Below are 13,093 nucleotides of genomic sequence, written 5' to 3'. Positions count from 1 at the left end.
AAGATATATATGCAATGTACTAAATTCTTACAGTTCTTTTTGTAAATAACAATTACTAAGTATTAGGTATCCTAAATGAGTTTTTTCTTGCTACATTTATAGTACTTAACCAATTTCATTATGGAAATATACTCTACAAAAAATGATTCAAAAAACTTAGTTATTACTGTTATTCCTTCTAGTGATGCAAAATTAGATGACCCTAATGAGGTAATTGTTATTATTCACCAAAAAGAGGATGCAAGAAGAAGAAAAAGACAAGCTGTAACTATTAATGCTGAAGGAAATTACGAAGCTGAGGTTTTAAAGTCTAAACTAGTTGAAAAACCAATAGTTAAGATTATTACTAGCTTTATAGTAGATGCAAACCAGTTTCCTAATAAAGATATTATTGTAGCACAAACAGAGATTGATTACAGTTTTAATGGAGGTCAAGTACAAGGTTTTGAAACTAAATATGATACTCATAAAGATGAATACAACAAAGGGAGTGATGCTGACGAAACCTTTAGAGTGACTAAAAGAATTGAAGTTCTCCTAACCTAACACTATTAAAATGAAACATATTTATATAATTTTAGGGCTGTTCTTTTCAATTTCTGTTTTTGCTCAAGAAAAGGCATCTATTAATGATTTTAATTTTGAAAGTGTAACCAATCCAGCATTTGTATTGCTTGATGAGACACCAACACAGCTTCATACTCCAGAAAATTTAAAAAGCCTTTCTGTTTACTTAGCCAACGGATTTTCAAACACCAATATAGCAGTTGAAATAAACCCCTATTGGTATATAGATTTTGATGAAAAGCGAACCTATAAAAAGTATAGAGGATTTAAAGAAAGGGATGGAGAAGAATACATAGACCCTCTTATTGGTTTAAAAACAGATTGGTCTTTTTCATTGGCCTATCTCGAAAAAGAGTTTGAAGGGTTTACCGGAGAAAAAAGGGTAGCTGGAATAGGAGCTAGAACTACCATATTTAAATTTTATAATAAATCTAGAACAAAAGAAGTAAGTAAGGCGATTACCAAAACAGGTGTCGAAAGTGAATTAAGCACAGAGTTTGAATTGTACTACGTGCTTGAAACAGATAATCCTAAACCTGGAAGTGGTACTTGCAAGTCTTATGCAGAAAGTATAGAGTTACAAGTGCAATTTCAAGATGTTGCTAAACTATTTATTGAAGATGAAGAGAATACCTCTTTATTACAAAGGCTTAATATAGAAAATATAACCCCAGAAAAGTTAGTTGAATACTACTTAGCTGAACGCTGCCCTAAAGTTGAAAGTTTTGTGAATAATCCTAAAAATATAAAGCCAAACATTAGAATCGATGGTGCTATTGGCTATAGCGTTTTGTTTAAAGAGGCAGAGATTAATGCATCTACAGCAAATAGATTTGGTAGTTGGCTTACTGCAGACGCAGCTGTGCGTTTTAATAGCAGTAGTTATTTACACATTTACGCAATTGGCAAGTTTGTAGATGATGGTTTTAATATTGATGAAGAAGGAGTCTACTTTAATGAAAGTTTTTGGGATTATGGCGGAAAGCTAGAGCTAGAATTAAATAAGTTTAAACTTGGATATGAGTACTTAAAACGATCTGGAGATGGCGATAGATTTCGATCAGTTGGGAATATAAGCTACCAAATTAATGAAGATATTACTGTAACAGGAGGTTTTGGAAAAGACTTTCCTGTAGATAATAACCTAGTGACAATATTAGGAATTAACTGGGGTTTTGATTTAGGTGAAAAGGCTTTTGAGTGAGTTATAGGAGCTTTACGACATCCTTAGCAAAATAACTTGCGATTATAGAAGCACCTGCTCTTTTAATTGCGGTAACTTGTTCTAGCATTACTTGATCATGGTCTAACCATCCTTTTTCAGCAGCAGCCTTTAACATTGCATACTCGCCACTTACTTGATATACAGCTATTGGGACTTGTACAGCATTTTTTAAATCTCTAACAATATCTAAATAACATAGTCCAGGTTTTACCATTACAATATCTGCACCTTCCTCTATATCCATAAGAGTTTCTTTAATGGCTTCCTCTCGATTTGCAGGATCCATTTGATAGGTTTTTTTATCCTTAGGTATATCCTTTACGTCTGCTGGAGCACTATCTAGCGCATCTCTAAAAGGACCATAAAAAGCCGAAGCATATTTAGCACTATAACTCATAATACCTGTATCGTGAAAGCCTTCGTCTTCGAGTAAGCTACGTATTTCAAAAATGCGACCATCCATCATATCACTTGGAGCTACAATATCTGCCCCAGCATTGGCATGACTTAGCGCCATTTCAGCTAGAACAGCATTAGTGTCATCATTAATAACCCTACCTTCAGAAATAATGCCATCATGACCATAAATAGAGTAAGGGTCTAATGCAACATCTGTCATTACAACCATATCTGGGCAAGTATCTTTTACCTTTTTAATAGCTTGTTGCATTAGGCCGTTTGGATTTAATGCCTCTGTGCCGTTATTGTCTTTTAGGTCTTCTGAAACTTTTACAAAAAGCAAAACACACCGTAACCCTAATGTCCATAGCTCTTTAAGCTCTGTTGGTAAGGTGTCTAAACTATACCTATAGTAGTTAGGCATCGAGGGGATTTCTTCTTTTACGCCTTTTCCTTCTACAATAAATAATGGAACAATAAAGTCGTTTGCACTAATTGTTGTTTCGCTTACTAAACTTCTAAGTGCTTGCGTAGTTCTTAACCTTCTATTTCTTTTAAGTGGATACATATGTTTTTATATTATACCCATTCTCTTGGGTTTTGTAATACATTAATTAACTTTTCTTCTTCACTTCCTGCTTCTGGATGATGATCGTAAATCCATTGTACTTTAGGAGGAAGACTCATTAAAATACTTTCAATACGTCCATTAGTTTTTAGACCAAATAAAGTTCCTTTATCGTGTACTAAGTTAAACTCAACATAGCGACCTCTTCGTATTTCTTGCCAGTCTTTTTGTGCTTTGGTATAAGGTAGGGCTTTTCTTTTATCAATAATTGGAACATATGCCTCTAAAAAGCTATTACCCACTTCTGTTACAAAGTTATACCAATCTTGCATTGACATTGTTTCAGTTTCTTTGCAATAATCAAAAAACAGCCCTCCAATTCCTCTTGCTTCGTTTCTATGACTATTGTAAAAATACTCGTCACAACGAGCCTTATATTTTGGGTAGAACTCTTTGTTATGGGCATCACAGGCCTTTTTACAAATGGTGTGAAAATGAATAACATCTTCTTCAAAAAGATAATAAGGAGTTAAATCTTGCCCTCCGCCAAACCATTGTGTAACAATAGCTCCAGAACTATCATATAATTCAAAATACCTCCAATTTGCATGCACAGTTGGAGCCATTGGATTATTAGGGTGTAACACAAGGCTTAATCCACAAGCAAAAAAATTGGCTTCTTGAACACCAAAGTAATCTTGCATAGACTTTGGTAATGTCCCATGAACTTCACTAATATTTACACCACCTTTTTCAAAAACGCCTCCATTTTCAATAACGCGTGTGCGCCCTCCCCCTCCTTCGGGTCTATTCCAAAGGTGCTCTTTAAAACGGGATTTACCATCAATTTCTTCTAGTTTTGAAGTGATGGTATCTTGAAGGTTTCGTATATAGGAAACAAATGTATCTTTCATTACTTTTTTTCTCTATGTAGTTGATATAACTCCATGTCTAAAGGGGTTCCATAAGGAGGTGTATATTCTTTTGTTAATGTTTTTTTCCACTCAAAGCCATTATTTAAAGCGACTTTTATACTAGGTGTATTCCCTTTATGTGCTATAATATTTAATGTTTCTAAACCAAGTGACTTAAATGCCTTTTCTGTAAGTAGTTGTATAGCTCTTGAAGTATAACCTTTACCAGTATATTCTTTATCAATGCAATAAGCAAATTCACCCTCTTTTTTCTCCCAGTCTAATTCCTTTAAATACACCAAACCTATTAAACTTTTATTCTTTCTTACAGCATAAAGAAACTGAACTTTGTTAGCTTCATCTTCAGTAATTGAAGTTATAAAACTTTCAGAATCACTTTTAGTGGTATTTCGTGAAAGCGTAATTGGAAAATACGCGCGAAACCTTTCTTCGTTTTGAAGCATAAGGGTGCTTAGAACCTGGGCATCCTCTCTTACTAATTTCCCTATTGAGAAGTCGGCATTACCCATTTGTATTGGTTTTTTCTGGAATATTAAGTTTTCTCGATTCTTCCAAAAGCCTAACTGTTTCTGTAGTAGAAGCCGTTACCGAAAGAGGCAAAACTAAAATAATACCTATTATTGGGATTAAAAGCATACCCATAAAAACAATGCCATTACCAATGGCGATACCTCTATTTTTTCTTACAAATTGTACGCTTTCTTTTACTTCAAAATGCCGTTCTAAGGTATAATCCATATTACCAAACCCAGCATAATACGATTGCACTAAGAAAAGTAGAATAGAAGTGAAAAAATTAACAATAGGGATTAAACTAAGTAACAAAATAGGAATAGTAAGTAGTAACTCCATCAGTAAATTTCTCACATTTATTCTCACACCACGCCATAATTGCGCCATATTACTTGTTTCTCTATGGGTGTGATTTTTGCCTACAAGATGTGCTTCTATTCTTTCGGAAACGGGACTCATAAACGGAGCGCTTAATGCCATAATAATGTGTTTGTATAGAATTAAACCTAGCGCTATTACCATTAATGCCCCTATGACTTCACCAATAGCATGAAATGTTTGTGACCCCCATTCCCAGACCCATAACTTATCTAATAGATTTGCTATGTTATCGCTTAAACCCCAAGCAAGTAATCCAATACCGCATGCAGTAATAAGACTGATTAACATTGGGATTAAAAAATATTTCCAGAGGCCTAAAGAACTAATGAGTTTAAAAGTCCCTCCATATGCCTTGATACCAATAAATATGTTTTTAAGAAAATTCATTCTACTAAATATACCAAGTTGTCAATTTCTTTCATTTCTTCCAAATTTGACACTTTTTGAGCTCTTTCTGCCAATTTTTGCACAAAATCAATGATTTTTTGCTCACTTTTATCTAAAACTTGTAAATAATTGTCTCTGCCTATTTTATTATTGTGCAAATCCATGGCTTCATCTAAAGGTTCGTTTTGAGTCACTTTTTCATATAAATCAGTTAATTTTTTAGCAAAATCAATAGATTTTTGTTCATTTTTGGTGATTTTTTGCGTTTTTAAACAAATTTGAATATTCCAGTAAGCATGTCTAAAAGCATTAGCTTTTGTACTCCTATGATGTGATTTTCCATAGAGGGTATCACACAATTTTATGGTGTGTTTTGTTGCTTTTAAAGTTGGAATTATTTTTAATGGGTTTTGTATAAATAAAAAAGCAAGCTTAGATAATTGTCGTAAGCTAAGTTTTTTTATTCTTACCCAAATGTTCATTACTCTGCTTTATATTCTTTTACAGCTTCAATAAAGGCACCCGCATTTTCTATAGGAATGTTTGGCAAGATACCATGTCCTAAATTTACAATGTATTTATCTTTTCCAAACACATTAATCATTTGGATAACCATTTTTTTAATTTCCTTAGGAGGACTAAAAAGTCTTGTGGGGTCAAAATTACCTTGTAATGTAATATTTCCACCAGTTAAATAACGAGCATTTCTTGCAGAACACGTCCAATCAACCCCTAGTGCAGAAGCTCCACTTTTTGCCATGGTATCTAATGCAAACCAACATCCTTTTCCAAAAGCAATAACTTCGGTTTCGTTTTTTAAAGCATCAATTATTTGCTGAATATATTTCCAAGAAAACTCTTGATAATCTGTTGGTGATAACATTCCTCCCCAACTATCAAACACTTGTACAGCATTAACTCCAGCTTTCACTTTTTCTTTTAAGTAAGCAATAGTAGTATCTGTTATTTTCTGTAATAATTCATGAGCTGCAAGTGGTTGTGTAAAACAGAATTCTTTTGCTTTATCAAAATTTTTACTTCCTTGCCCTTGTACACAATAACATAAAATGGTCCACGGACTTCCAGCAAAACCAATTAACGGAATTTCGTCATTAAGTTTTTCTTTTGTCATTTTAATCGCGTCCATCACATACCCTAACGTGTCTTGTATATCTGGTACAATAACACGATCTAGATCTTTAGGGTTCCTAATTGGGCTTGGCAACCAAGGACCTAAACCAGGTTTCATCTCAACTTCAATATTCATGGCCTGAGGAATCACCAAGATATCGCTAAACAAAATTGCTGCATCCATGCCATACCTACGTATAGGCTGTACAGTTATTTCGCTAGCTAGTTCTGGAGTTTGACATCGTGTAAAGAAATCATACTTTGCTTTTATTTCCATGAATTCTGGAAGGTATCGTCCAGCTTGACGCATCATCCATACAGGAGGTCTATCTACAGTTTCTCCTTTTAAAGCTCTAAGAAATAAGTCGTTTTTAATCATATTTTTTTGCTTCTCACTATTAACACAAAGTTTTTGCTGCCTTTGCAATTACACTTTCAGTAGTAGTTGTATTTGCTACAATTACATTTTTAGAATATTTTTTAGCTTCTTTTGCTGTTGTTTCACCTATGCAGAATGCAATACTATTTTCCATACTATTTTCTGAAGTAAAACTCTGAACTCCACTAGGGCTAAAAAATAGAATTCCATTCCATTTTTGCTCAAATTTCTTCAAATTTGGTTCAGTTTTGTATGTTTTTATCTCAAAAAGCTCATTTTCTGAATACTTTATAATCTCTGGTAATTCATCTCTTCGTATTGTGCTACAGAAATAGTAAAATGCTTCATTTTTATAGTTATTTGCTATAAAATGACCTAGTTCAGCCGAATTTGAAGCTGTTTTCATCACTTTCTGCCCATTTTCTTCTAAAAGTGCTCTAGTTTTTTCACCTACACAAAAGCAGTTTTCTACTTTTGAAAGTCCTTTTTTGCTTAAAAAGACACTTTTTACTCCATTTTGACTCGAAAACACTCCATTTTTAATGTTTTTTGGAAGCTTTTCGGTTAAAAATGAAATTTTTATAGCGTCGTATTCAACTAATTGTAGCCCTGCATTTAATAATAATTCTCGTTGAGAAAGGGATAATTTCTTGGTTGAAAGCACTTTCATCACAATTCGCTTTTAATGGCTTTCATCAATATACTTCCTCCATTTTGTAAAACTTGGTTAGCACACTCCATCCCAAAATTTCTATAATCACCTATAGTTGCTTGCTCCTCTGTTTCAATTTTTTCTTTTCCATTAAGAGAGAATAGAGCTCCTTTAAAGTGTATAGATTCTCCATGAATAGTTGCGATTGCACCAATTGGTGCAGTACAGCCTCCTTCTAGTGTTCTAAGAAATTGCCGTTCAATATGCGTGCAGATTTCTGCATTAGTGTCATTTAGCTTTTTAGTTGCTTCAACTGCAAATAAGTCATTCTGAAGAGCAACAACCATCATTGCTCCTTGAGCTGGTGCTGGAATCATCCAGTCTAAGATTTCGTAACTTTTTGGTAATAAGTTAATTCGTTCCAATCCTGCTTTTGCAAAAATGGCCCCATCCCAAGTGTTATTCTCTAGTTTTTGCAAACGTGTATTTACGTTTCCTCGTAAATCTACAACCTGATGTGTTGGGTGCTTATGTAACCATTGTGCTTTACGACGTAAGCTTCCAGTAGCAATTATACAATTTTTAGAAAAATCTGGGTTGTCTTTCGTTGCTATTATATCTGTTGCTGTTGCTCTCTCTAAAACTGCAGTTTGTACAATTCCATTTGGTAATTGTGTAGGAACGTCTTTCATGCTATGTACTGCTATGTCTATTTTATTTTGTAGCATGGCAACGTCTAATGTCTTTGTAAAAATACCCGTAATCCCCATTTCGTAAAGAGGTTTGTCTAGGACTAAATCTCCTTGAGACTTTACAGGTACTAAAACAGAGTCATGCCCTACGGCTTTCAGTTTTTCTTGGACTGTTTTTGCTTGCCATAATGCAAGTTCGCTATCACGAGTTCCTATTTTAAGTGTTTTTTTCAAGAGGGATTGTTTTCTAACTGAAACACTTTTTTAATTAATTCAACACTTTCTTCAGTAGAAATATTAGTATCTTTTAAATGATTGGCAAAATGCGTTGTGATTTTCTGAATAATCCTATTGCTTATAATTTCTGCCTGGTCTTCATTAAAATCTGATAGCTTTTTTCGTTGATTGTCTATCTCACTCTCTTTTATTTCTGAAAGCTTTGTCTTCAATGCTTTTATAGTTGGCGCAAAACTGCGGTGTTGTGCCCAAGTATTAAATTCTGTTTCAATTTCAGTAATTATTTGTTCTGCGAGCGGCACTTGTGAAGCTCTATGCGCAAGTGTTTGGTCTGTAACCTGAGATAATTCGTCGAGATGTACAAGCGTAACTAGTTCATTTTCTTTTACATTCTCAGCAACATTTTTAGGAATGGAAAGGTCTACAATTAAGAGAGGTTTTTTTAGATGTAAAAGTTCTTTTGAAATGGTAGGTTTTTGCGCACCTGTTGCCACAAATAAAATATCACTTTGCGCAATCTCACTCTGTATATTTGCGTATTCTTTTACTACAAGATTAAACTTTCCTGCAATAGCTTCGGCCTTAACTTTTGTACGGTTAATTACCGTAATATGTTCGTTTTTGGTGTGTTTTACAAGGTTTTCACAAGTGTTTCGTCCAATTTTTCCAGTTCCGAAGAGTAAAATGTTTTTTTCTGAAACATAAGGAACACGAGCTAAGATATATTGTACAGCAGCAAAACTTACCGAAGTTGCTCCGCTAGAAATATCGGTTTCGTTTTTAATACGCTTACTAGCTTGGATTACAGCGTTTCCTAGACGTTCCATAAACGCATTCATTAACCCAAGTTTTTTTGAGCGTTTAAAACCAATACGTAATTGACTTATAATCTCGAAATCTCCAAGAATCTGGCTATCTAAACCTGTTCCTACTTTAAAAAGGTGTGATACAGCCTCTCTATTTTTATGGATGTAGGCTACCTTTTCAAACTCTGAAACCGTACCATGCGTGTGTTCACACAATAATTTTATAAGTTGATAGGGGTGTGAAGCAAATCCATATAACTCGGTTCTATTACAAGTAGAAATTACAACTAATCCATCTATAACTTGACTTTTAGCTGCTTTTAGAATGGCTACTTGGGCAGTTTCATCTACACTAAAATACCCACGAATTTCTGCATCAGCCTTTTTGTAATTAAGACCAATTGCATAAAAAGTACCGCTTCTTTGGGTAGCTTGTTGAATAGAAATACCGTTGCCGTTCTTTTTCATAGAAAGTAATGCAAATTTACTGGTAGTATTAGATAAAAAATAACGCTAGCGGTATCTTTTCTGTCGCCTTCCGTTAATAAGTTATAAATTTGAAGCAAAAATTGGGTAGAGGTACTATTTTAAAGGGATTAAGTGATTAATTCTTTAAAATAATTTAGAACAATTCTAAATAATAAAAATTGTAATTTTCAAAAATGAAAACAAAAAATAACGCTCAAGGATTATATGAAGAAACTACTGTTGAAGAGGGTTTTTTTGTCTTAAAGTTTCAAAATGAAACAGATGATATTCAGACATTTAGCCGTGAAATAAACCTTAACTTCATTCAGTTTCATTTTTGTGTAAAAGGAATGGCCAACTTCTCTTTTAATGAAGATGCGTATACACTCCCACTTCGAGAGGAAAATGGTTTGTTGTTATACAATCCACAACGTGATTTACCACTTAAACTTTCGGTCTCAGCAAACTCTTGGGTGCTATCTCTATTACTTCCTATTACAAAGTTTCACAGCTTATTTTCTTCAGAAGCGAGTTATATATCGTTTTTAAGTGAGGATAATAAAAATAGAAAATACTATAAAGACAGTCACATAAGCCCTTCTATGTCAATTGTGCTCAATCAATTAATTAATTACAATCTACATCCTAGTATTAAAGCGCTATATTTTAAAGCAAAGGCATATGAATTATTGAGTCTATATTTTAATAGACCTGCTGAAACAGATGTCGAGCAATGTCCATTTTTGATAGATGAAGAAAATGTGGTAAAAATTAAGAAAGCAAAACAAGTTATCATTGAAAAAATGGCAGATCCTCCTACTCTACAGGAATTGGCAGACGAAATCCAACTTCCAATAAATAGACTAAAAGAGGGTTTTAAGCAAATTTACGGAGATAGTGTCTTTAGTTTTTTATTTGACTATAAGATGGAAGTAGCAAGACAATTATTAGCAACAGGTTCTCACAATGTAAACGAAGTAGGACTTAAGGTTGGTTATAGTACTTCGAGCCATTTTATTGCTGCATTTAAAAAGAAATTTGGGACTACTCCAAAGAAGTTTGTAATGGGGTTAAATTCTTAAAGTTTCAAAGTCATACCCCTTCTTTTAGGGATCGTTTTAAATAAGCAAATACTATATAGTTAAAACTTCAGAAGGGGTAAACTTACTTATTTAATAATTGACTTAATCTATAGTTGCGCTTTTATAACTTCGATTATTAGCGGTATTTTTGTTAAAAATTCTGATATTTAATGAAAAAAGGCGTTCTCTTAGTTAATTTAGGCTCTCCAGATAGTACAAAACCTAAAGATGTAAAGAAGTATCTTGATGAGTTTTTAATGGATCCACGTGTGATAGACCTCCCTAAATGGGCTAGAGTACTATTAGTGAAAGGGATTATCTTAAATACACGTCCAAAAAAATCTGCAGAGGCGTATGCTAAGATTTGGTGGGAAGAGGGCTCTCCGCTCATTGTTATTTCAGAAAGATTAAAAGAAAAGGTTCAGGAAAAATTAAATATTCCTGTCGCTCTAGCTATGCGATATGGAAGTATGTCCCTAGAAAAAGGATTACAAGAATTAGTAGATCAAGGTGTTACAGAAGTAAAGACAATACCGTTATACCCTCAATTTGCTATGGCAACCACAGAAACTATAGATGTAAAAGTTGATGAGTTGGTAGCGCAGTTTTTTCCGCAATTAAAAATTACTAGAACACCGGCCTTTTACCATAGAGAAGACTATATAGAAGTGCTTTCAAGAAGTATTCAAGAAAAATTAAAAGGGCTTGATTACGAACATATCTTGTTTAGCTATCATGGCGTACCAGAGCGACACATTAGAAAAAGCGATATTACCAATGGGAATTGTAAAATGAATGGTAAGTGTTGTTTTAAAATGGGCTCTGAGCAACACGAGTTTTGCTATAGACACCAATGTGAGATTACTACGGTTAATGTTGCCAAAAAGCTAGGATTAAAAAGAGGGACGTATAGCACTACATTCCAATCAAGATTAGGTTTTGATCCTTGGCTTAAGCCATACACAGACCGAACCATTGAGCGTATGGGTAAAAATGGAATCAAGAAAATGGCAATTGTTACTCCAGCTTTTGTGAGTGATTGCCTTGAAACTCTGGAAGAAATAGCCATGGAAGGCGAAGAAATTTTTCACGAGGTGGGTGGAGAAGAGTTTACTACTATACCTTGCCTAAATGACAGAGATGATTTTGTTGATGTTCTTATTTCTATGGTTGAAGAGTGGCGCATTATAAATACAGATAAAGCTATAGCATAACTTTTTTAGAAATTTTTATTTGAAAAAAAATTCAGATTTATTAGGGATAGAATCCATTAGTAAACTCCTCGTAAAGCAAGCGGTTCCAGCTTCTATAGGTATCCTTGTGATGTCTTTAAATATGATAGTAGATACTATCTTTGTTGGACGATGGATTGGCCCTTTAGCAATTTCTGCCATTACGGTTGTAATTCCTGTTACATTTTTTATTGCAGCTATAGGGTTAGCTGTTGGAATTGGAGGAAGCTCTGTTTTATCTAGAGCCCTAGGTTCGGGAGATAATGATAAAGCACTACGGGTTTTTGGAAATCAAATTACACTTACGTTCTTAACTTCTGGGGTGTTAGCTGTTTTAGGTCTAATATTTCAAGACTTTCTTATTGAGTTTTTTGGAGCTGATGAGTCCTTTAAAGACCTAGCTCTTACATACTATCGTATTGTATTGTACGGAATTGTTATGCTTGCTATGTGTATGATGGGGAATAATGTAATACGTGCCGAAGGAAAACCAAAGTTTGCTATGTATGCTATGCTACTTCCAGCAATTGGAAACATCTTTATGGATTATATCCTTATTTACGTTTTTGATTTTGGAATGGAAGGAGCTGCCTGGGCAACATTTACTAGCTATGCAATTTGCTTTACATTTATTTTTTGGTTTTTTGTTGCAAAAAGTGAGTTAAGATTAGTTACAGAGTGCTTTAAATTAAAGAAAAAGATAGTTAATGAAATTAGTGCATTAAGTTTTGTAACACTTGCAAGACAAGGAACTATTGCAGTACTTACTATTTTACTAAACAATGTTTTAATAATTTATGGTGATGCAATAGATGTAGCTACTTATGGAATTATAAGTAGAATGCTCATGTTTGCTTTGTTTCCAGTAATTGGGGTTAACCAAGGGTTTTTGCCCATTGCGGGATATAATTATGGCGCCAATAAATTTGAAAGGGTGCGTGAATCTATCAATACCTCTATAAAATATTCAGGCATACTTGCATTAGGGATTTTTATAGTAATTATGGTTTTCGCTCCTAACTTTGTTTCTATTTTTATTAGCGGAAGAGAAGGGCAAGATGCCGAAACACTAGCAAATAACGCCGAACTTTTAAAACGAACCCCTAATGCATTACGATGGGTGTTTGCTGCTACGCCCGTAATTGTAATTCAATTAATTGGAGCTTCATACTTTCAGGCTATAGGAAAGGCTATTCCCGCTTTATTACTTTCTTTAACTAAACAAGGCTTCTTTTTAATCCCTTTAGTTTTAATACTACCCAGCTTTTTTGGAGTTTGGGGTGTTTGGATTTCATTTCCTATCGCAGATGTGCTTTCTACTGTGGTAACTGGTTATTTCTTGCACAGAGCTGTAAAAAAAGAGCTAAAGGAATAATACCTATCCATTAGGCTATACTATTTTGAATTGAATAAAGTATCTTTATACAAAACTTTTCAAT

General features: G+C 33.9%; 14 protein-coding genes. 5 read left to right on the top strand and 9 right to left on the bottom strand.

Translation table 11 applies throughout. From position 1 onward, the window contains the following. Positions 1 to 120: 120 nt before the first annotated feature. Both RM538_RS05800 and RM538_RS05795 read left to right on the top strand, forming a co-directional pair. Positions 121 to 546, top strand: coding sequence for a hypothetical protein (locus RM538_RS05800; RefSeq protein ID WP_311332458.1), 426 nt, complete (start codon positions 121 to 123; stop codon positions 544 to 546). A 10-nt stretch (positions 547 to 556) separates the two neighbouring features. Next, the gene (locus RM538_RS05795; protein ID WP_311332457.1) at positions 557 to 1,771 is read left to right on the top strand and encodes a hypothetical protein; all 1,215 of its coding nucleotides are present in this window, start codon (positions 557 to 559) and stop codon (positions 1,769 to 1,771) included. 1 nt (position 1,772) lies between these two features. Here RM538_RS05795 and hemB read toward each other — a convergent pair whose 3' ends face one another. From hemB to hemA, 9 genes are read right to left on the bottom strand one after another with little or no spacing between them, the layout of a single operon-like run. Beyond that, a complete protein-coding gene (gene hemB / locus RM538_RS05790) occupies positions 1,773 to 2,759 on the bottom strand; it encodes a porphobilinogen synthase (RefSeq protein ID WP_311332456.1) in 987 nt (328 codons plus the stop codon). Positions 2,760 to 2,770: 11 nt separating this feature from the next. Further along, positions 2,771 to 3,673: an oxygen-dependent coproporphyrinogen oxidase gene (gene hemF / locus RM538_RS05785; RefSeq protein ID WP_311332455.1), complete on the bottom strand. Its 903-nt coding sequence runs from the start codon at positions 3,671 to 3,673 to the stop codon at positions 2,771 to 2,773. Then, on the bottom strand, positions 3,673 to 4,203 hold the full coding sequence (locus tag RM538_RS05780) for a GNAT family N-acetyltransferase (RefSeq protein ID WP_311332454.1): 531 nt from the start codon (positions 4,201 to 4,203) through the stop codon (positions 3,673 to 3,675). Before RM538_RS05780 ends, hemF begins: the two co-directional genes overlap by 1 nt. Further along, entirely contained in the window at positions 4,196 to 4,975 is a 780-nt protein-coding gene (locus RM538_RS05775; RefSeq protein ID WP_311332453.1) for an EI24 domain-containing protein, read from the bottom strand. The genes RM538_RS05780 and RM538_RS05775 overlap by 8 nt, the downstream gene beginning before the upstream one ends. Continuing rightward, the gene (locus RM538_RS05770; protein ID WP_311332452.1) at positions 4,972 to 5,457 is read right to left on the bottom strand and encodes a DUF6973 domain-containing protein; all 486 of its coding nucleotides are present in this window, start codon (positions 5,455 to 5,457) and stop codon (positions 4,972 to 4,974) included. The genes RM538_RS05775 and RM538_RS05770 overlap by 4 nt, the downstream gene beginning before the upstream one ends. Then, on the bottom strand, positions 5,457 to 6,485 hold the full coding sequence (gene hemE, locus RM538_RS05765) for a uroporphyrinogen decarboxylase (RefSeq protein WP_311332451.1): 1,029 nt from the start codon (positions 6,483 to 6,485) through the stop codon (positions 5,457 to 5,459). The genes RM538_RS05770 and hemE overlap by 1 nt, the downstream gene beginning before the upstream one ends. A 19-nt stretch (positions 6,486 to 6,504) precedes the next feature. Continuing rightward, a complete protein-coding gene (locus RM538_RS05760; RefSeq protein ID WP_311332450.1) occupies positions 6,505 to 7,155 on the bottom strand; it encodes a uroporphyrinogen-III synthase in 651 nt (216 codons plus the stop codon). Further along, positions 7,155 to 8,063 (bottom strand): hydroxymethylbilane synthase, encoded by a 909-nt coding sequence (gene hemC / locus RM538_RS05755; RefSeq protein WP_311332449.1) that lies wholly within the window; start codon positions 8,061 to 8,063, stop codon positions 7,155 to 7,157. The genes RM538_RS05760 and hemC overlap by 1 nt, the downstream gene beginning before the upstream one ends. Continuing rightward, on the bottom strand, positions 8,060 to 9,340 hold the full coding sequence (hemA, locus tag RM538_RS05750; RefSeq protein ID WP_311332448.1) for a glutamyl-tRNA reductase: 1,281 nt from the start codon (positions 9,338 to 9,340) through the stop codon (positions 8,060 to 8,062). Before hemA ends, hemC begins: the two co-directional genes overlap by 4 nt. A 194-nt stretch (positions 9,341 to 9,534) precedes the next feature. Here hemA and RM538_RS05745 point away from each other — a divergent pair, with 194 nt between their 5' ends. The 3 genes from RM538_RS05745 to RM538_RS05735 all read left to right on the top strand — a co-directional run bounded on the left by RM538_RS05745 (position 9,535) and on the right by RM538_RS05735 (position 13,029). After that, positions 9,535 to 10,422 carry an AraC family transcriptional regulator gene (locus tag RM538_RS05745; RefSeq protein ID WP_311332447.1) on the top strand — a complete coding sequence of 296 codons (888 nt, stop codon included), beginning with the start codon at positions 9,535 to 9,537 and terminating at the stop codon, positions 10,420 to 10,422. Positions 10,423 to 10,592: 170 nt separating this feature from the next. Next, on the top strand, positions 10,593 to 11,636 hold the full coding sequence (gene hemH, locus RM538_RS05740) for a ferrochelatase (protein WP_311332446.1): 1,044 nt from the start codon (positions 10,593 to 10,595) through the stop codon (positions 11,634 to 11,636). A 19-nt stretch (positions 11,637 to 11,655) separates the two neighbouring features. Further along, the gene (locus tag RM538_RS05735) at positions 11,656 to 13,029 is read left to right on the top strand and encodes an MATE family efflux transporter (protein WP_311332445.1); all 1,374 of its coding nucleotides are present in this window, start codon (positions 11,656 to 11,658) and stop codon (positions 13,027 to 13,029) included. The last annotated feature ends 64 nt before the right edge of the window (positions 13,030 to 13,093 follow it).

It is taken from the genome of Patiriisocius hiemis (assembly GCF_031846325.1).
GTDB classification, from domain to species: Bacteria; Bacteroidota; Bacteroidia; order Flavobacteriales; family Flavobacteriaceae; genus Patiriisocius_A; species Patiriisocius_A hiemis.
Note: the sequence above shows the minus strand (reverse complement) of the source record. Positions and strands in the feature narration are given on the sequence as shown.